Source organism: Micrococcaceae bacterium Sec5.7, assembly GCA_039636785.1.
GTDB lineage: Bacteria > Actinomycetota > Actinomycetes > Actinomycetales > Micrococcaceae > Arthrobacter.
In genome coordinates this window covers 2606996-2626230 of the sequence record CP144169.1, presented here as the reverse complement: position 1 = coordinate 2626230, position 19235 = coordinate 2606996, and the positions used below count along the sequence as shown (strand labels likewise).

Here is a 19235-nt window from a genome sequence, read left to right as displayed (position 1 = left end):
TGGACGCCGGCTCCGGCTATGAATCGGATGGACATGCCTGCCGGCCGCCGCTATTTGGAGCCCTGCTCGCTGTAGCTCACACCCAAGGCTGCCAGCCTGGTTTCCAGAAGGCGGGCCAACGCCTTGTGGCCGTCCGCTTTCAGATGGACGCCGTCGCGGAGCTCGGAGGTGAGTCCGAAGCGGGTCAACCAGTCGCCTACGCTGACAAAGGGAATTCCGTGCTGACGGGCCACTATGCCCAACAGGGCATCTACTTCGGTGCGGCGTCCGCCACCGTCCTGGGCTCCCCGTGCCAGGGTTCCGATCATGACCAGCTTCGCCCCGGGGTAACGCTGCTTGAGAGAGGTGATGAGGCGCTTGGCGTTGGCTGCGATTTCGTCATTGCCTGCGCCGCGGCTGGCGTCGTTTCCGCCGCCCTGGATGACGAGGAGGGGTGGAGCGCCGTAGGGCAGCAGCCAGTCGCCACGCTGCAGAGCATCGATGTAGTTGCCGATGCCGCCGTTGGCAGCGACAAACCCGGTTCCGCCTTTTCCGCAGAAGTAGACGTCGTAACCGATCGCCGAGAGCGCCGCCCTGGGCCAGCTGCCGTCCGGTTCAGACTGGGAATCCCCGATCAGCAGCGCTGTGTGCCGGATGTCCGCCACGATGACTTCGTCGCGGCCGTTGTCAGGGTTCCGGTATATGGAACCGGGACTCAGCTCGCCGGGTGTCTGTCCCGGCGTCAATTGATTCTGCCTGACGGCCTGGGCGGCAACCGGCACACCCGGGGCTGCCGCGGGGGCCCTGCCGTACGCCGCCGGGGCGTCACTTCCGGTGCTGGAGGCGCCAGGTTGTGGGGCCTGCCCGCAGCCGCTCATCAGGACGCCGGCGGCGATTCCAAGTGCGACAAAGCGGAGCAGGGCCGAAGCTTTTCGCATTATTGGTCTCCGGGGATTGCTCGTAGTTATCACAGTCATGATGGGGCATCAAGTCATGAATATCCAGTGACTTTACTCACGGATGCACCCCGGGCCCTCACAATTTGGTAACAGGCCGCGGAACAGGGCCATTTTTAATTTTTAGGCCAATAAATGACCTAGCGTTTAGACTTGATGTAGGTGCCCTGTGTCAAAGGGTCTCATCCGTCGTGCGTTCCGGTTGGAAATGTCGCGATACAACAGCTGACTTCACCACTGAATCGAGCCATTACGCATGTCTGAAACCACCACCAAAACAGCCGCAAACACTGCATCACGCAGTGACCTGCGCAACGTCGCGATCGTGGCCCACGTTGACCACGGCAAGACCACATTGGTCGACGCCATGCTCAAGCAGACCAACTCCTTTGCCGCGCACAACCACCTTGAAGACCGTGTCATGGACTCCGGTGACCTGGAGCGCGAAAAGGGCATCACCATTCTGGCCAAGAACACCACGGTTGCCTACAATGGACCGTCGTCCCACGGTGAAACCATCACCATCAACGTGATTGACACCCCGGGCCACGCCGACTTCGGTGGCGAAGTTGAACGCGGTCTCTCCATGGTTGACGGCGTTGTGCTCCTGGTTGACGCGTCCGAAGGCCCCCTGCCCCAGACCCGCTTTGTGCTGCGTAAGGCTCTGGCCGCGCACCTGCCCGTGATCCTGCTGGTCAACAAGACGGACCGTCCTGACGCCCGGATTGAAGAAGTTGTCCATGAATCCATGGACCTCCTGCTGGGTCTGGCATCAGACCTCGCTGACGAAGTTCCGGACCTTGACCTGGACAAAATCCTCAACGTTCCCGTGGTTTACGCCGCCGCCAAGGTTGGCCGCGCATCCCTGGACCAGCCTGCAGACGGCTCGGCCCCGGACAATGAGGACCTGGAACCGCTGTTCCAGACAATCATCGAGCACATCCCGGCCCCCACCTACAACCCGGATGGTGTCCTGCAGGCGCACGTCACCAACCTGGATGCCTCCCCGTTCCTGGGCCGCCTTGCCCTCCTGCGTATCTACAACGGCACCCTGCGCAAGGGCCAGACCGTCGCATGGGCACGCGCCAACGGTGAGCTCAAGAACGTCAAGATCACCGAACTGCTGGCCACCAAGGCTCTTGACCGCGTACCTACCGACTCCGCCGGGCCGGGTGAAATCGTCGCTGTCGCCGGTATCGAGGAAATCACCATCGGCGAGACCCTGACCGACGTCGATAACCCGCAGCCGCTGCCGCTGATCACTGTTGACGACCCCGCCATCTCCATGACCATCGGTATCAACACCTCGCCGCTGGCCGGCAGGGTCAAGGGCGCCAAGGTCACCGCCCGCCAGGTCAAAGACCGTCTGGACAAGGAACTGATCGGCAACGTCTCCATCAAGGTGCTTCCCACCGAGCGCCCGGATGCCTGGGAAGTCCAGGGCCGTGGCGAGCTGGCGCTGGCCATCCTCGTCGAGCAGATGCGGCGTGAAGGCTTTGAACTGACCGTTGGCAAGCCGCAGGTTGTTACCCGCACAGTGGACGGCAAGATCCACGAGCCGATGGAGCACATGACCATCGACGTGCCGGAAGAATACCTCGGTTCCGTGACCCAGCTGATGGCAGCACGCAAGGGCCGCATGACCAATATGGCCAACCATGGCACCGGCTGGTGCCGGATGGAGTTCATCGTTCCGGCCCGTGGCCTGATCGGTTTCCGCACCAAGTTCCTGACGGACACCCGTGGCGCCGGTATCGCCGCCTCGATCTCCGAAGGCTACGAGCCCTGGGTCGGCCCCATCGAGTACCGCACCAACGGCTCCATGGTCGCGGACCGTTCCGGTGTGGTGACGCCGTTCGCCATGATCAACCTGCAGGAGCGTGGTTCCTTCTTCGTGAAGCCCACCACCGAGGTCTACGAAGGCATGATCGTCGGCGAGAACTCCCGCGCTGACGACATGGACGTGAACATCACCAAGGAAAAGAAGCTCACCAACATGCGTGCGGCTTCCTCCGACACCTTCGAGAACCTGACGCCGCCGCGCGATCTTACCCTCGAAGAGTCGCTCGAATTCGCCCGCGAAGATGAGTGTGTTGAGGTCACCCCGGACTCCATCCGTATCCGGAAGCTCATCCTGGACATCAACGAGCGCAGCAAGGCCAACCGCGCCCGCGCGAAGTCCTAGTTTGCCCGTAGTCCGCTCCTGGGAACGGATAAATCGTGAATAAGGGAGCTGCCGGTATGGCAGGCGGCGTTGCCGCCGCCGTGTCGGCAGCTCTCTTTGCTGCCGTCGCGGGCACTGCGCTGCACCGGCAGCAGCTGCTGATCGCCGGCGTCGGACTCCCGTGGGGTGCGGTGGCAGCGCTGCTGCTTCTTGGCGCCCTCCAGCTGCTTTTGGCCGCAGCATTCCGTTCGGTGATACCGACGGCGGCAACCGGGGTGATGTGCTACATGCTGGCGGGCTGGTGGTCCACGATGGAGCCGGGCAAGCGCCTTGTTGCCGGTGATCTGGCGGGCAATGTCTGGGTATATGGCATCGCGGGAATCACTGTGGCGATGCTCGCCTGGTGCCGGCGGTACTGCACGCGTCCCGCTGCGGAAGATCGTGCTTCCGGACAGCCGGCCTAGTCCGCTGACGGGTCCTTGTGGTGGGCGATCATCAGCGAGGTGGCCTCGCCGTCGTCGTCTGCCGGAAGGGCCATGTATTCCTCAAGCACGGCCCGGATTTTCCCCAGCATCTCCTCGCGGCGGGCCGCATTGAATTTCACGCCCAGCCTCCAGACCTCGATGTCCTCCGGCGAAAGATCCCTGGTTTCCTGCAGGAACGTCTCGATGAGGACTGGCGACACATTGTCCACATGCGTGCTCCAGGAGTTCCGGCTGGCGATGTAAGGGACTTCCGCGGCCCCGCGCTTGCCCTTCCTGCGCTCCTGGGCCAGCAGGAATCCTGTCCGGACCAGGGTGCGGACGTGGTGGAGGCTTGAAGCCGGATTTATCCCCAGCAGTTCGGCAATCTCCTTGTTGGTCCGGGACTGGTGCAGGCACAGCCGCAGAATCCTCAGCCGGAGCGGAGAGCTCAGAGCGCGGCCCTTGGCCAGCAGGTCTGCTTCGGTGCTGTCCAGCGGGGCTGTCATAGCGGCCAGTCTAGCCAGCAATCAGTGATTGACATAAGTCAATCACTGATTGAAACTGATGCCGTGACTGCTGAATCCACTGCCACGGACAAACACGCCACCTCGCTGTGGCGGGACCGCAACTTCACCACCTTCTGGACTGCCCAGGCCATCAGCCAGCTCGGTGCCCAGCTGGGTCAGCTGGCGTTTCCTGTGCTGGCGGTTTCCATGCTCGCGGCCTCCGAATTTGAGGTGGGTCTGCTCAACGCCGCAGGCCTGGCCGCATTCCTGATTGTGGGGCTTCCCGCGGGCGCGTGGGTGGACCGGTGGCTGAAGCGGCGCACCATGATTATTGCGGATCTGATCAGGATGGCGGTCATGGCCGCCGTGCCGCTCCTGTGGTGGGGCGGGGTGCTGGAGATCTGGCACCTTTACGTGATTGCGGCCGTGGTGGGCACAGCCACCGTCTTCTTCGACGTCTCCTACCAGAGTTATGTGCCCATTCTGGTGGAATCAGGGAATGTGACGCAGGCCAATTCCAAGCTGGAATCCACGGCCCAGATCGCCCGGATCGGCGGGCCCGCGGCCGGTGGCGCACTGCTGACACTGGTGACGGCCCCGGTGCTCTTTGTGGGGGAGTCTCTGGGCTATCTGCTGTCCGCCGTGTTTCTGGGGCGCACGCGGGACAAAGAACAACGGCTCCCTGCTGCGGACCGGCGCCTCCTCGCCGCGGAAATACGCGAAGGCCTTGCCTTTGTGCTCCGGCACCCGCTGATCAGCCGCATTGTGGCCTGCACCGGCGGGGTGAATTTCTCCAGCACGCTGGTCTTCACGCTGATGCCGGTGCTGATCCTTCGTGATCTCGGGCTCGGGCCCCAGGGCATGGGACTCATCATGACGGTGGGCGCCGCAGGCGGTCTGCTCGGAGCCATTGCCGCGCCCCGGGTGGCTGCCTGGATCGGCGAAGGAACCGTCATTCCCGTGGGCGCCATCATCAGCTCGGCTTTTCTGGCTCTGGTGCCCGTCGCGGCCGTTGCAGGGAACTCCGCGGTATCACTCGTGCTGCTGATCATCTCGGAGTTCGGGTTCGCATTCGGGGTCCTGATCTACAACATCATGCAGCTGACCATGCGCCAGCGGGTATGTCCGCCCCCTTTGCTCGGCAGGATGAACGCGTCGATCCGGTTCGTCGTGTGGGGCGTGATGCCGATCGCCGCCCTGGCCTCGGGCTACCTTGGCGAAAGCATCGGACTGGTTGCCACCATGTGGATCGGCGTCGCAGGAAGCGCCCTGTTTATGGCGCCCGTGCTGTTCTCGCCGCTGCTGGGGATGCGGAAGCTCCCGGACGCAGTCCAGGAAGACTGACCGGCCCCGGACTCAAACCGGCCGCGGCCGCCGGCGCTCAGGCGCCGGCGGCACCTCCTTGGCGGCCACTACCAGGCCCAAGGGAATCACGACGTCGGACTGCCGGGTACGGACGATACACTCGCCGTCGGCGTGTCCTGTCAGATAGCCCAGCGCGTCCGTCAGCCCGCCGTCGATCCGGTACCGGATCACCACCCGGGTTCCCGGAGCAGCGGCCGCAAGGAAAGCCTGGGGCGTAGTCAAACTCACCTGTTCATAATATGACGTTCCGTAAGTGTGACGCTCCGCTAGGTTCGCGGGAACGGGCCGGGAGATAATAGGCTCGTAAGTCATTAGTCCGGCATATGAGCCGGAAGCAATAACCGGTCTGCAGCCGGAACCAACGTGGAGAGGCAAGGGACGTGACCTACGTAATCGCGCAGCCGTGTGTAGATGTTAAGGACAAGGCATGTATTGAGGAGTGCCCGGTCGACTGCATCTACGAAGGTGAGCGCTCCCTCTACATTCACCCGGACGAGTGCGTTGACTGCGGTGCGTGTGAGCCCGTATGCCCCGTTGAAGCCATCTACTACGAGGATGACACCCCGGACGAGTGGGCCGACTACTACAAGGCCAACGTAGAATTCTTCGATGTCCTGGGCTCGCCGGGCGGTGCCGCAAAAATCGGCAACACCGGAACGGACCACCCCATGATTGCCGCTCTGCCGCCGCAGAACCAAGACGCCTAAGCGCGGCGCGTCAGTGAAATCTGCTGTGCGCAGTTTCGGTCTCAGCCTTCCCGATTACCCTTGGGAGGCTATGGCGCCATTTCTTGCTTCAGCGGCCAGGCACCCCGACGGCGCAGTCAATCTTTCAATAGGCACACCTGTGGACCCCACTCCGGCGCTGGTACAGGACGCACTCCGGAATGCCGCTGACGCCCCGGGATACCCCACGGTGCACGGCACGCCCGCATTGCGCGAAGCCGTCGCGGCGTGGTTTGAACGCCGCCGCGGTGTGGTCGGGCTGGACCCCCACAACGTGATGCCCACCATCGGCTCCAAGGAACTTGTGGCATGGCTGCCAATGCTGCTGGGGCTGAAGCCGGGCGACGTTGTTGTGCGTCCATCTGTGGCATACCCCACCTACGACATCGGCGCCACATTCGCCGGCGCTACGGCAGTTGCTGCCGACGACCTCGATGAACTGGATGCGGCCACGCGTGCCAAAGTGCGCCTGATCTGGATCAACTCGCCGGGGAACCCCACGGGAAGCGTCCGCAACACCGAGTCCCTGAAGCGGATTGTTGACCAGGCACGCGAACTCGGCGCAGTGGTGGCATCGGATGAATGCTACGCCGAACTGGGCTGGGGCGAATGGGACCTCCAGCGCGGCGGCGAAGCGGTTCCCAGCATTCTCGATCCGCGCGTTGCCGGCGGATCACACGAAGGACTGTTGGCCGTGTATTCGCTGAGCAAGCAGTCCAACCTGGCCGGCTACCGGGCGGCGTTCGTTGCCGGCGACCCCTCGCTCATGGCCAATCTGGTGAACAGCCGAAAGCATGCCGGCATGATCGTTCCCTACCCGGTCCAGGAAGCCATGCGTGTTGCCCTCGCCGATGACAGCCATGTGCAGGCGCAGAAGGACCTGTACCGCGGCCGCCGGGAACGGATCACTCCTGCACTGCAGCAGTTCGGTCTGGAAATCCATGAATCCAAGGCAGGGCTGTATCTCTGGTCCACGGCCGGTGAAGCAACCTGGGACACCGTGGGACGGCTTGCAGAGCGTGGAATTGTGGTGGGCCCTGGAGTGTTTTACGGCGACGCCGGCAACGGATTTGTGCGGGTTGCGCTGACCGGGACGGACGAACGGATCGATGCTGCCGTGGCGCGTCTGGCCACAGGCCCGTAACAATCACGTGACTCCCGCCACAAGTGACGCATTTTGGGTGCAGTTCAGCGGTCCAGGATTAGTGACACCTTGCCAAGGGGCGGTACTTTTTAACTGACTATCAATGGTGGCTTCTACAAGTAGGCAGCCCGGGCGCTGGCAATCCTGTCCCTGCAGGGTGCGCGGCCGGCTCACCGGATGTTGGATCAAGCTTTCTACAGAGGCCCAGACGCCTCATGAAGGGGACTCCATGACTGAGACCAAAAGCGCAACCCTGCTGCATGCAGGTGGCGAGCTCAAGCTCCCGCGCATCAAGGTTGTTGAAGGAAACGAAGGCTATGACGTTTCCAAGCTGCTGAAGCAGACGGGTGCAGTCGCCTTTGACCCTGGCTTCATGAATACCGCAGCAACCACCTCGGCAATCACCTACATCGACGGCGATGCCGGAATCCTGCGTTACCGCGGGTACCCGATCGAGCAGCTTGCCCAGCACTCCAGTTTTCTGGAAGTTTCATACCTGCTGATCTACGGCAACCTGCCCACCCCCACCGAGCTGGAGGCTTTTGACCAGCGCATCCGCCACCACACCCTGCTGCACGAAGAGCTCAAGGGCTTCTTCAGCGGTTTCCCGCGCGACGCGCACCCGATGCCTGTGCTGTCGTCGGCCGTGTCCGCGCTCTCCACGTTCTACCAGGACTCGCTGGATCCGTTCAACGCCGAGCAGGTGGAAGTTTCCACCATCCGCCTGATGGCCAAGATGCCGGTGATTGCTGCCTACGCCCACAAGAAGTCAATCGGCCAGCCCATGCTGTACCCGGACAACTCCATGAACCTCGTGGAGAACTTCCTGCGCCTCAGCTTCGGCCTGCCGGCCGAGCAGTACGAGATGGACCCGGTGATCGTTAAGGCACTGGACCTCCTGCTGATCCTGCACGCAGACCACGAGCAGAACTGCTCCACGTCCACCGTGCGCCTGGTGGGTTCCTCCAACGCCAACCTGTTCGCTTCGGTTTCTGCAGGCATCAATGCACTCTTCGGCCCTGCCCACGGCGGCGCCAACGAGGCAGTGCTCAAGATGCTGCGCCAGATCCAGGCCGACGGCATCAAGCCGGAGGACTACATGGAGAAAGTCAAGAACAAGGAAGACGGCGTGCGCCTGATGGGGTTCGGGCACCGCGTCTACAAGAACTACGATCCCCGCGCCAAGATCATCAAGGCAACGGCACACGAGATCCTCGGCAAGCTCGGCGGCAACGACGAACTTCTAGACATCGCCATGCGGCTCGAAGAGAAGGCGCTGCAGGATGACTACTTCATCGAGCGAAAGCTTTACCCGAACGTGGACTTCTACACCGGCCTGATCTACAAGGCCATGGGTTTCCCGGAGAAGATGTTCACGGTGCTCTTCGCCATCGGCCGCCTGCCGGGCTGGATTGCCCAGTGGCGCGAAATGATCAGCGATCCCAATACCAAGATCGGCCGTCCGCGTCAGCTCTACATCGGAGAGCCGGAACGGCAGTACCCCTCCGTATAGCGCAGTCCCCGGGCTCCGCGAAACCTGGTTAATCACGACGGCGGCCGCTCACCTTGCGAGGTGGGCGGCCGCCGTCGTCGATAGTCGTCATCGACTGCTCCGTAACTGCCCTTGTGAGGGCCCATAAGGGCAGTTACAGAGCAACCGATGAATGGGAAGGACTAGGACTGATAGCCCAGCGGGTTGTTCTTCTGCCAGCGCCAGTGGTCCTCGCACATCTGGTCGACGGTTTTGGTGGTGGACCAGCTCAGGTCGGCGAGGGCTGAGGCGGCGTCTGCCCAGAAGGCGGGGAGGTCGCCGGCGCGGCGGCCGGTGATCTCGTAGGGGAGTTCGTGGCCCACTGCCTTTTCGAAGGAGCGCAGCACGTCCAGTACGGAGGATCCCTTGCCGGAGCCGAGGTTCCAGCGGAACACGCCGGTGCGGTCGGTCACATGGTTCAGGGCGGCCAGGTGGCCTTCGGCGAGGTCCACCACGTGGATGTAGTCGCGCAGGCATGTGCCGTCGGGAGTGTCGTAGTCGCCGCCGAAGACCATGAGTTTGTCGCGGCGGCCCACGGCAACCTGGGCGATGAAGGGGACCAGGTTGTTGGGGATCCCTTGCGGATCCTCGCCGATCCGGCCGGAGGGGTGCGCACCCACCGGGTTGAAGTAGCGCAGCAGCGCAATGTGCCAGCGGTCGTCCGCGGCGCCGAGGTCGGCGAGGATGTCCTCGATCTGTTCCTTGGTGCGTCCGTAGGGGTTGTTGGCGCCGATTTCCATTTTTTCCACATAGGGAATCGGATTGTGTTCGCCGTAGACGGTGGCTGAGGAGCTGAACACGATGGAGCGGACGTTGTGCCTGTCCATGACCCGGATCAGGTTCAGCGTGCCCACGAGATTGTTGTAGTAATACTTCAGCGGTTCGCGGACGGACTCGCCCACGGCTTTGAGGCCGGCAAAGTGGATTACGGCGTCGATGCTGTGCCGGGCGAAGACCTCCTCCACGGCGGGCTCGTCCACTAGATCAACGTGGTGGAACACCGCTGTTTTGCCACTGAGTTCCGCGACGCGGCGCAATGACTCTTCACTCGAGTTCACGAGGTTGTCGATGACCACCACCTCATGGCCGGCTTCCTGCAGGGACAGAACAGTGTGGGAACCGATGTAGCCGGTGCCTCCCGTGACCAGAATTTTCATGCTCCAACGCTATCCCAATTCCGGCGCGGCCTGCCGGGTGTTGCTGAGTTCGGCAGCCGCCGGTGTGGCACGGCAGCTTGGCAGCACATGTGTGCTAAATACTAGGAATGCCTAAAATCGTGGATCCCGTTGCCCGGCGGCAGGAAGTTGTTGAAGCCGTCTTCCGGATCATTGCCGCAGACGGACTGGAGCGGGCTTCCCTCCGCGAAGTAGCAGATGAGGCGGGGCTGGCAGTGGGCTCCGTCCGGCACTACTTTGCCGGAAGCGAAGAGTTGCTGGTCTACTCCTTCGCCGCCGTGGTGGACCGGGTTACCGGGCGCCTAGTGGCCGCCAGGGAGGCTATGTCCGGGCTGGCTCCGGGCTCGCCGGAGCATTACGAGGCCGTATTAACACTGCTGGGCGAGTTCCTGCCGCTGGACGAGGAACGCGCCGTGGAGGCGTGTGCGTGGATGGCGTTCAAAAACGCCGCCCGCATCAAGCGGTACCTGGCAGGCGAAGCAGACCGGAGCCACCGCGCCGTGGCAGCCGTCGTCGGGCAGATAGTCGCTGAACTGGTAGTCACTGAACTGGTGGACGACGACGCCGGTGGACACCACATGCTGGTGACGGAAGCGGAGCGGCTTCTCGCCACCCTGGACGGGCTGTGCATGCACGCCCTGCTCCAACCGGAGTGGATGACTGCGCAGATGTGCCGCGACGTCCTTGAATCCCACCTCGCAGGCATGAATGCCAGAGCGAGATCCCGTTAACGTCCGGGGGCTTCGGGAATAGACTGGAAGACGGGGATCGGGTAACCGGACCAGAGAGATCATGCCAAGGGAGGCATTCGGATGCACCACACAGGCGGTCCCGGCTGGAGGATCACCATGGATATGTCGGGGCCAATGCTCATCGCCCTGTATGTGCGTGATGCAGCCGGACTGGACGGCGCCGGCCGTCCCTCGCTCTCGCATGCCACCCCTAAGATACGCCCCGCAGATCACACCCACCTCACTGCAGAAGTCGGCGGCATCAGTGCGCTCAAGACTGAGTGGGAAGCCTGGTGGGAGCAGCTACTCAAGGCACATCCGCAGATGGCGCCGGAGCTGGCCCCGCCAAACTTCAAAGCGTTCGGCAATTCACCCGCGCTTCGGCGGGTACTTCAAGCGCATTTTGGCTCGGCACTGACGTGGGCGCGGGAACGGCGCAGCGAATACGCAGTGCTGGAGGCTGAGCGGGAAGCCAACGGGACAGTTCAGCTGTTGGGAGACCTGGTTGATGACCGGTTGCTTGAAGTCGGCCGCAGTTCCAGGGACTTCACACTGACCATCATCGAACTGCCGCTGATCGAACACCGTGCCTGGTATCTCGAACCGGACAAGATCATCATGAGCCACGGGCTGCTGTCGCAGCCGGATGTGTTCCGCAGCTATGTGAAGCCGGTTGTGGATCTCCTCGTCTGAGGGCGCCTGATGACCGCGGTGCGCTAGTTTGCCGCGGGAGCCGCCGAAACCGTAATGGTCACCCGGCCGGCAGCCCCGTCCGATTCCTGCCAGCCGTCCCGTTTCAGCCGGTTCCAGCTGCGCCCGTCCACATCCACCTGGCTCACGGAGAGCTCTTTGGCGTTGGCGACCGCCCACTGGGCAACGGACCAGGCCTGCCTGCCGCTGGCCTCCACCACCACTTGCCGGCCGTCCTCAACTGCTGACACGGTGCCGTAAGCGGCTGTCAGTTCATCAATCACCACGCCGGTCTCGCCGGCGGCTTCGGGGGATCGCAGCGTGCAATTGACGGCTTCCGGAGTCTGACCGGTCAATGCCGAGGCGAAGGAGCGCCCCATGGCCTCGTGCTGCGCGTACGCACGGGGATAGGCCGATCTCTGTATCCGCTGGGCGGCATCGGTGATTTCGAGTGCCTCGTAGCCGGGGATCTTGACCAGGGCATCATAGAAGGCATTGGTGGCGTGGCGCGGATCCTTCACCTCGTCTTCGGTCCCCCATCCCTGGGAGGGGCGCTGCTGGAACAACCCCCGCGAGTCCGGACCGGCCTGGTCCCCGTGGTCGATGTTGCGGAGTTTCGATTCCTGCATCGCCGTGGCCAGGGCAATGCTGGCTGCCCGTGGCGGCAGTCCCCGCTTCACGGCGACGGCTGTTATCAGCGCGGCGTTGGCTGCCTGGTCTGTGGCAAGTTCCGCAGTCTGGGAACCGACGACGGCGGTGCAGCCCTCTGTGACCAGCGTTTCCGAACGCTGCAGCAAGGCGATAGCCGTGTAAATGCCTCCAGCGACCAGTACGAGGGCAAGCACAATCGTCACCGCGCGGCGCAGGCCGCTTGTCCGTGCCACGAGGCTACTCCCTCAGGCCCTGCTCGGGCCGATTGAAATGCGGTTGTCGGGTGTTGAGTGTCGATTCAGTTGGCGTGCAGGGCGTCGTTGAGCTCAACGGTCTGTCCCTTGCGGGGGAGAACCTCAACGGCTCCGCTGGTTGAGTTGCGGCGGAACAACAGGTTGGGCACGCCGGAGAGTTCCACGGCCTTGACGATCTTTGTGGTGTCCTCGCCGTCGGCGTCCTTGGGACCGACCACCCTGACGCGGGTACCGGCTGTAACGTACAGGCCGGCCTCAACTACGGAGTCATCGCCGATGCTGATGCCCACGCCCGAGTTTGCGCCCAGCAGCACGCGCTCGCCGAGGGCGATCTTTTCCTTGCCGCCGCCGGACAGGGTGCCCATGATCGAGGCGCCGCCGCCAACGTCTGTCCCATCGCCTGCCACGACACCTGCGGAGATGCGGCCCTCCACCATGGATGTTCCGAGCGTGCCTGCGTTGAAGTTCACAAATCCTTCGTGCATCACCGTGGTGCCTTGAGCCAGATGAGCGCCCAGCCGTACGCGGTCGGCGTCGGCAATCCGCACGCCGGAGGGGACAACGTAATCCACCATGCGAGGGAATTTGTCGATTCCGAACACGGTCACGGCACCGCGCCGGCGAAGTTTGGCACGCGTCAGCTCAAAGCCCTCCACCGCAGCCGGGCCGAAGTTGGTCCACACCACGTTGGGGAGTTTTCCGAAGACGCCATCCAGATTGATGGTGTTGGGCTGGACCAGGCGGTGGGAGAGCAGATGCAGGCGGAGGTAGGCGTCAGCGGTGTCCGCAGGGGCCTCGTCCAGATTGATCTGGGCGAATACCACCTTTTGTTCCGTACCGCGGTCAGCGTCGTTGCCGTTGGCCGCAATTTGGGCAAGGGATTCATCGGCGTTTTCCACCGCCCGCAGGTTCTCAGCTGCAATGCCGAGAGCCGGGGCCGGGAACCAGACGTCAAGCACCGTTGCCTCGCCGTTGCCTGTGGCGATAGTTGCCACCCCGAAGCCGTACGCGGAGCGGGCGTTGGCGGGTACGGGCTGGTCAGCGCGTTCAGGATGGTCTGCGGGCACGGCGGTTGCAGCGGTCTCAGTCATGACTCCAGTCTATCGAGAGGAGGACGCCGGACTCGAACTAGACTGTGAAAGTGACTGCTGAATCCGCCCCCGTAACCGTCCGTGTACCGCTGGACCTTCGCCAGGACGTTGCGCTCCTGACCGCCGCACTGATGGATATCAACAGTGTGTCCGGAAACGAAAAGGCACTCGCCGACGCCGTTGAGCTGGCACTGGGCGCTGTCCCGGGCCTGTCCATGGTCCGCGACGGCGATTCAATCATTGCCCGGACCAACCTTGGCCGGCCCGAGCGCGTGATTCTGGCTGGTCACCTTGATACCGTCCCCCTCCCGCTCACCGAGGGTTCGCTGGGCACCATTCCGTCAACCTGGGAATCGGGAGTGCCCGGCGAAGGGGTTCTCTACGGCCGGGGTGCCACTGACATGAAGGGCGGAGTTGCCGTCCAGCTTGCGCTGGCGGCGTCAATGTTCGACGGCGGTGCCCGGCCGGGCAAGGATGTCACCTTTGTTTTCTACGACCATGAGGAAGTAGAAGCCACCAAGAGCGGGCTGGGGAGGTTGGTCCGCAACTACGGGGATCTCCTCGACGGCGACTTCGCGATCCTGCTCGAACCGACGGACGGGACCGTGGAGGGCGGCTGTAACGGCACCATCCGTTTCGAGGCCACCACGGAAGGCGAAGCGGCGCACTCGGCCAGGGCGTGGATGGGCAACAACGCCATCCACGCGGCGGCGCCGATTCTGGGGCGGTTGGCGGCGTACCAAGCGCAGACCATCAACGTGGACGGTCTGGATTACCGGGAGAGCCTCAACGCAGTGAGGATCCACGGCGGCACAGCTGGAAACGTCATTCCGGACCGTTGCGTCGTGGAGATCAATTACCGTTTTGCGCCGGACAAAACCCCGGATCAGGCGGAAGCCCTCGTTCGTGAACTGCTGGGTGGCTTCGACGTCGTCCGGACGGACAGCGCCGCCGGTGCGCGTCCGGGACTGAACCATCCTGCTGCCGCGTCCTTCGTCGCGGCTGTCGGAGCCGAGCCCAAGCCCAAATACGGCTGGACCGACGTCGCGCGCTTCAGCGAACTGGGCATCCCGGCGGTTAACTTCGGGCCCGGCGATGCGCTGCTGGCCCATAAGGACAACGAACATGTGGAGGCAGAGGCCATCCGAGAGTGCCTGCGCGCGCTGCGCACCTGGCTGACGTAATACGCGCTGGGAGCGTGGGGCCAGCAGCCGTCCGGGTGCGGGCCTACTCCATGTCTGCGGCGCTCACCTGATTGCAGGTGCCACTCCTGCAGCGGGTACTTTGGCCACGCCGCCGGCGGCCTTTTTGGAACCGCGGCGTTCGATCCAGATTGCCAGCCGGGACACACAAAGGTTGATGGCGATGTAGATCGCAGCGGCGACGAAGAAGATCGGGAACAAGTACTGCGTGCCCAGGAAGTCGGCCATGACCTGCACTGCGCGGAGCAGCTCCCCGTAGGCGACGATATAGCCCAGCGAGGTGTCCTTGAGCAGCACCACCAGCTGAGCCACCAAGGAAGGCATCATCCGACGGATGGCCTGTGGCAGTTCGATGATCATGCGTGACTGGAAGCTCGTCAGTCCAACGGTGAGGCCAGCCTCCCGCTGCCCCTTGGGCAGCGATTGGATGCCCGCCCGGATGATCTCAGCAAAGACGGCTGCGTTGTAGAGGACCAGTCCGGCAACAACGGCGATGAACTGGTTGGTGCCGAAAACCAAGAGCACAAACAGCATCATCAGGACCACCGGCATGCCGCGCAGGAACTCGAGGACTATGCGCGCGGGAATGCGGATGGCCGCGATGTCGGAGATGCGCAGGAGGCAGAACAACAGGCCCAAAGGGAACGCGACAACCGCTGCAACTGCCGCCGCACTCAGGGTGGCGCCGATGCCGTTTCCGATCAGCGACCAGACGTCCAGGCGGCCGAAGATGGCCCAGCGCCTGCCCTCAAAGATTCCCTGTTGAGCAAGGATGGAGATGCCCCAGGCCAGCAGGCCGGCAATGACCACCACGCCTATCACCGAACCAATCAGGGATACGCGGCGGGCTTTTGGCCCAGGCACATCGTAGAGAACTGAGCTCATCGGGAGATCGCCACCTTTCGTTCGACGGTGCTGGCCAGTATGCCCAGGGGTACGGTAATAAGGAGGTAGAAGAATGCCACGCCGAGCAGCACCGCCATCACCTGATCGCCGTTCGAGTTTGCCAGCTGGCGACCGTAGCCAAACAGTTCAAGAACAAAGAATGCACCGGCAACGGATGAGTTCTTGACCAGGGCGATCAGGATATTGATGAGAGGCGGAATCACTGTGCGGACGGCCTGCGGAAGAATAATCAGCGACAGCACCTGGCCGAACTGCATTCCAACACTGCGGGCGGCTTCAGCCTGTCCTACCGGAACGCTGTTGACGCCGGATCGGACCGCCTCGGCGATGAAGGCTGCAGTGTAAGCACTCAGGGCCATAATGGCCCCGACCTCAAACTGTTCGAACTTCACTCCCAACCTGGGCAGCACAATGGCAGCAAAGAAGAACGCAATTGTGAGTGGGGTGTTCCGCAGTATTTCCACGTAGGTCATGCTGAATCCGCGCAAGGCCGCCACAGGTGAGACCCTGGCGGCGGCCAGCAGTGTGCCCGCCAGCAGCGCGATCACTCCGGAAACTGCAGACAGGAAAAGAGTTCTAAGAAAGCCGTTCCAATAAAGAGGGAGGCTTTCGATGATGGCGTCCATAGGTTCCTTCGGCTGCGTCTGGGGGAGTGGAGCGGTAGACGGGAGCGGCGGTTACCGGAGCCGCGATGAGCGCGACCTCCGGTAACCGCCACACGCTTAGTAGCGGTCGATGGCCGGGAGCTCGGGAGCCGTCTTAATGACCGTGCCCGCGGTGTCTGCCCAGGCCTTCTTGTAGGATCCGTCCTTGCCGAACGCCTCCAGCTGGTCGTTGATCCAGTTCCGGAACTCGGTGTCGTCTTTCTTCAAACCGATGCCGTAAGGCTCCTTGGTGAAGGTCTCCTCGGATGCCAGCTTGAAGGCATCCGGTTCCTTGTCTACCAGGCCGGCCAGAATGACGTTGTCGGTTGTGATGGCTTCAACCTGCTTGTTGCGCAGCGGCTCAAGGCAGGCGGAGTAGGTTGCAGCAGGTACCAGGACCGCTCCATACTTTTCCACGATGGTGCCGGCCGGGGTGGAGCCGGTAACGGAGCAGACCTTCTTGCCCTTGACGTCCTCCGGCTTGGTGATGTCGGTGTTGTCCTTGTTCACCATCAGGGCCTGGCCTGCTTCGTAGTACGGGCCTGCGAAGCTGACGACCTTCTTGCGCTTGTCGTTGATGGTGTAAGTGGCAATAACAAGGTCCACCTTGCCCTGCTCAATGAAAGGTTCTCTGTTGGCCGAGACCGTTTCAGACCATTCGATCTTGTCAGCAGCAATTCCGAGCTTGGCGGCAATCAATTTGCCGATTTCAACGTCGAAGCCAACCGGCTTGTTGTCCAGGCCGACCTGGCCGAAGAGTGGCTGATCGAACTTGGTGCCGATTTTGATGCTTCCCGCGGCGGCGATCTTCTCCATGGTGGTGCCCGCCGCGAAGCTTGGCTTCTCTGCCGGCTTGGGATTGGTGCCACCTCCGGTGCCGCCGCCACAAGCGCTCAGAGTCAGAGCGAGGGCTGCGGATGCTGCTACCAGAAGGGACTTCCTTCGGGTCAAAAATGCCTTCATAACATTCCTTTCATTGGGCGGCCGCCGAAACGGCCAGGGTGCGAACTCGGAGGGATGTCAGTGAGTGAGGAGCTTGGACAGGAAGTCCTTCGCCCGGGTGCTCTGGGGATTGGTGAAAAACTCTTCCGGGGTGGCATCTTCGACGATCTGGCCGTCAGCCATAAACACCACGCGGTCTGCTGCCTTGCGGGCAAAGCCCATCTCGTGGGTGACCACGATCATGGTCATGCCCTCCTTGGCTAGCTGGATCATGACATCCAGGACCTCGTTGATCATTTCCGGGTCCAGCGCAGAAGTGGGCTCGTCAAAAAGCATGACCTTCGGCTTCATGGCCAGGGCCCGGGCGATTGCCACACGCTGCTGCTGGCCGCCGGACAGCTGGGCCGGAAGTTTAGGCGCCTGGACTCCGACGCCGACGCGCTCGAGGATCGCCATGGCTTCCTTTTCCGCCTGCGCCTTGGGGATGCCCTTGACCTTTATGGGTCCCAGGGTCACGTTCTCCAGGATGGTCTTGTGCGCGAAGAGGTTGAACGACTGGAACACCATGCCGACGTCGGCGCGGAGTCGGGCGAGTTCCTTGCCTTCTTCAGGCAGCAGCATTCCGTCGATGGAGATTGAACCGTCGTCGATGGTTTCCAGACGGTTGATGGCGCGGCAAAGGGTGGACTTGCCCGAGCCTGAAGGTCCGATGACTACAACCACGTCGCCCTTGCTGACATGCAGGTTGATGTCCTTCAGAACATGCAGCTGGCCGTAGTGCTTATTGACAGCATTCAGGGAGACGAGCGCATCGCCGGGCACTTGAGTAGTCATAAGAAGAATCTAGCGAACATTGGTCACCAATGACGGGAATCACTCCAACTTCCTGCAGATCGTAATTGAAGAGATACCTGCAGTTCAGCAGGCTAGCCTTGGGGGATGAGCATCAACGCAGACCCAGCCAAATCTTCCCAGCCACGACATAAGGGGCCGCTTGAGCTTCGCCGCAAGCAGGCGGCCGTGGAAATGTCGGATCAGCGTCTGCTTGATACCAAGGGCACGGGTCAGTTCATCCACACCGATCCCTGGCGCGTGTTGCGCATCCAGAGCGAATTTGTCGAGGGCTTCGGGGCTCTTGCGGATCTGGGCCCCGCAGTCAGCGTCTTCGGTTCTGCCCGCACCAGACCTGGCAGCCCCTACTACGAAATGGGCGTGGAAGTAGGCCGCAAACTCGCAGCAGCCGGGGTCGCCGTCATCACCGGTGGCGGTCCGGGTTCCATGGAGGCCGCCAACAAGGGCGCGGTGGATGGCAACGGCGTTTCGGTTGGGCTCGGTATCGAGCTACCGTTCGAGCAGGGCCTGAACCAGTGGGTGGATCTTGGCATCAACTTCCGCTATTTCTTCGCCCGGAAGACCATGTTCGTGAAGTATGCGCAGGGCTTCATCGTGCTGCCCGGCGGCCTGGGTACGCTCGATGAGCTCTTCGAAGCCATGGTGCTCGTCCAGACCCGGAAGGTTACGTCCTTCCCCATCGTGCTTCTGGGCACGGCATTCTGGGGGCCCATGATCGAGTGGATCCGGGGCACCCTGGTTGCCGAGGGAATGGTGTCGGAAAAAGATCTGGATCTGATCCAGGTAGTTGATGATCCCGGCGAGGCGGTTGATCTGGTGCTCCACGGCACCGTGCGCGCCCCGTCTGTCAACGGCGATCAGCGGCCTGAGTAGCAAGCACGCCGGGATCTGGCACGATGGGTGCTGTGAGCTTCTTTCTGGTATTCCTCGCCATCGCCCTGATCGGCGTCACGGTGTGTGTCGGCGTTGGCACGGCGCCTGGAATATTCAGGAACCGGCAGGCGGGCGGTAAACAAATCGACGATGGATTCGACGAACCGGTGGCGTCTCTGCCGGCTGTGTTGCTTCCGGCGGCGGCGGAGCCGGCCGACGTCGACCGCGTGCGTTTTGCCCTGGGTCTCCGCGGATACCGGATGGACCAAGTGGACCAGGTGCTGGACGAACTGCGGGACCAGCTGGCCGCCAAGGACGCAGAAATCGAGCGGCTCAACAGCAGGCTCCGATCGGGGCTGGCAGTTTTGGAGGAGGGGCCTTGAACGGGCC

Annotated in this window: 21 protein-coding genes; 11 read left to right on the top strand and 10 right to left on the bottom strand. The window is 62.7% G+C overall.

Annotation, left to right across the window (positions count from 1 at the left end; all coding sequences use genetic code 11):
* Positions 1–50 precede the first annotated feature (50 nt).
* A complete protein-coding gene (locus tag V3C33_12480; protein ID XAS66313.1) occupies positions 51–917 on the bottom strand; it encodes an SGNH/GDSL hydrolase family protein in 867 nt (288 codons plus the stop codon).
* A gap of 274 nt (positions 918–1191) precedes the next feature.
* Here V3C33_12480 and typA point away from each other — a divergent pair, with 274 nt between their 5' ends.
* Positions 1192–3120: a translational GTPase TypA gene (gene typA / locus V3C33_12475; GenBank protein XAS66312.1), complete on the top strand. Its 1929-nt coding sequence runs from the start codon at positions 1192–1194 to the stop codon at positions 3118–3120.
* Between the two features lie 35 nt (positions 3121–3155).
* Entirely contained in the window at positions 3156–3563 is a 408-nt protein-coding gene (locus V3C33_12470; GenBank protein ID XAS66311.1) for a hypothetical protein, read from the top strand.
* Here V3C33_12470 and V3C33_12465 read toward each other — a convergent pair.
* Positions 3560–4069 (bottom strand): helix-turn-helix domain-containing protein, encoded by a 510-nt coding sequence (locus V3C33_12465; GenBank protein ID XAS66310.1) that lies wholly within the window; start codon positions 4067–4069, stop codon positions 3560–3562. The genes V3C33_12470 and V3C33_12465 overlap by 4 nt on opposite strands.
* A gap of 63 nt (positions 4070–4132) precedes the next feature.
* On the opposite strand from V3C33_12465, the gene V3C33_12460 reads away from it, so the two are divergent.
* A complete protein-coding gene (locus V3C33_12460) occupies positions 4133–5413 on the top strand; it encodes an MFS transporter (protein ID XAS66309.1) in 1281 nt (426 codons plus the stop codon).
* A 12-nt stretch (positions 5414–5425) separates the two neighbouring features.
* On the opposite strand, the gene V3C33_12455 is transcribed toward V3C33_12460, so the two are convergent.
* Positions 5426–5662 (bottom strand): hypothetical protein, encoded by a 237-nt coding sequence (locus V3C33_12455; protein XAS66308.1) that lies wholly within the window; start codon positions 5660–5662, stop codon positions 5426–5428.
* A gap of 152 nt (positions 5663–5814) precedes the next feature.
* Here V3C33_12455 and fdxA point away from each other — a divergent pair, with 152 nt between their 5' ends.
* From fdxA to V3C33_12440, 3 genes are all read left to right on the top strand, one after another.
* On the top strand, positions 5815–6141 hold the full coding sequence (gene fdxA, locus V3C33_12450) for a ferredoxin (protein ID XAS66307.1): 327 nt from the start codon (positions 5815–5817) through the stop codon (positions 6139–6141).
* 13 nt (positions 6142–6154) lie between these two features.
* Positions 6155–7303: a succinyldiaminopimelate transaminase gene (dapC, locus tag V3C33_12445; protein ID XAS66306.1), complete on the top strand. Its 1149-nt coding sequence runs from the start codon at positions 6155–6157 to the stop codon at positions 7301–7303.
* A 229-nt stretch (positions 7304–7532) separates the two neighbouring features.
* Entirely contained in the window at positions 7533–8816 is a 1284-nt protein-coding gene (locus V3C33_12440) for a citrate synthase (protein ID XAS66305.1), read from the top strand.
* 161 nt (positions 8817–8977) lie between these two features.
* On the opposite strand, the gene galE is transcribed toward V3C33_12440, so the two are convergent.
* Positions 8978–9991 (bottom strand): UDP-glucose 4-epimerase GalE, encoded by a 1014-nt coding sequence (galE, locus tag V3C33_12435; protein XAS66304.1) that lies wholly within the window; start codon positions 9989–9991, stop codon positions 8978–8980.
* Positions 9992–10098: 107 nt separating this feature from the next.
* Here galE and V3C33_12430 point away from each other — a divergent pair, with 107 nt between their 5' ends.
* On the top strand, positions 10099–10740 hold the full coding sequence (locus V3C33_12430) for a TetR family transcriptional regulator C-terminal domain-containing protein (protein ID XAS66303.1): 642 nt from the start codon (positions 10099–10101) through the stop codon (positions 10738–10740).
* 81 nt (positions 10741–10821) lie between these two features.
* Positions 10822–11433, top strand: a complete 612-nt coding sequence (locus V3C33_12425; protein ID XAS66302.1) for a hypothetical protein — start codon at positions 10822–10824, stop codon at positions 11431–11433.
* Between the two features lie 23 nt (positions 11434–11456).
* Here V3C33_12425 and V3C33_12420 read toward each other — a convergent pair whose 3' ends face one another.
* Together V3C33_12420 and dapD are read right to left on the bottom strand one after the other, a co-directional pair.
* Positions 11457–12314: a hypothetical protein gene (locus V3C33_12420; GenBank protein ID XAS66301.1), complete on the bottom strand. Its 858-nt coding sequence runs from the start codon at positions 12312–12314 to the stop codon at positions 11457–11459.
* Between the two features lie 65 nt (positions 12315–12379).
* On the bottom strand, positions 12380–13426 hold the full coding sequence (gene dapD, locus V3C33_12415) for a 2,3,4,5-tetrahydropyridine-2,6-dicarboxylate N-succinyltransferase (GenBank protein XAS66300.1): 1047 nt from the start codon (positions 13424–13426) through the stop codon (positions 12380–12382).
* 50 nt (positions 13427–13476) lie between these two features.
* On the opposite strand from dapD, the gene dapE reads away from it, so the two are divergent.
* Entirely contained in the window at positions 13477–14610 is a 1134-nt protein-coding gene (gene dapE / locus V3C33_12410) for a succinyl-diaminopimelate desuccinylase (protein ID XAS66299.1), read from the top strand.
* Between the two features lie 63 nt (positions 14611–14673).
* On the opposite strand, the gene V3C33_12405 is transcribed toward dapE, so the two are convergent.
* From V3C33_12405 to V3C33_12390, 4 genes are all read right to left on the bottom strand, one after another.
* The gene (locus tag V3C33_12405) at positions 14674–15513 is read right to left on the bottom strand and encodes an amino acid ABC transporter permease (protein XAS66298.1); all 840 of its coding nucleotides are present in this window, start codon (positions 15511–15513) and stop codon (positions 14674–14676) included.
* On the bottom strand, positions 15510–16160 hold the full coding sequence (locus V3C33_12400) for an amino acid ABC transporter permease (protein XAS66297.1): 651 nt from the start codon (positions 16158–16160) through the stop codon (positions 15510–15512). The genes V3C33_12405 and V3C33_12400 overlap by 4 nt, the downstream gene beginning before the upstream one ends.
* A gap of 96 nt (positions 16161–16256) precedes the next feature.
* Positions 16257–17141, bottom strand: a complete 885-nt coding sequence (locus V3C33_12395) for a glutamate ABC transporter substrate-binding protein (GenBank protein ID XAS66296.1) — start codon at positions 17139–17141, stop codon at positions 16257–16259.
* A 57-nt stretch (positions 17142–17198) separates the two neighbouring features.
* Positions 17199–17954: an amino acid ABC transporter ATP-binding protein gene (locus tag V3C33_12390; GenBank protein ID XAS66295.1), complete on the bottom strand. Its 756-nt coding sequence runs from the start codon at positions 17952–17954 to the stop codon at positions 17199–17201.
* Positions 17955–18059: 105 nt separating this feature from the next.
* Here V3C33_12390 and V3C33_12385 point away from each other — a divergent pair, with 105 nt between their 5' ends.
* A complete protein-coding gene (locus V3C33_12385) occupies positions 18060–18845 on the top strand; it encodes a TIGR00730 family Rossman fold protein (GenBank protein ID XAS66294.1) in 786 nt (261 codons plus the stop codon).
* A 23-nt stretch (positions 18846–18868) separates the two neighbouring features.
* Positions 18869–19228: a DivIVA domain-containing protein gene (locus V3C33_12380; protein XAS66293.1), complete on the top strand. Its 360-nt coding sequence runs from the start codon at positions 18869–18871 to the stop codon at positions 19226–19228.
* Positions 19229–19235 lie beyond the last annotated feature (7 nt).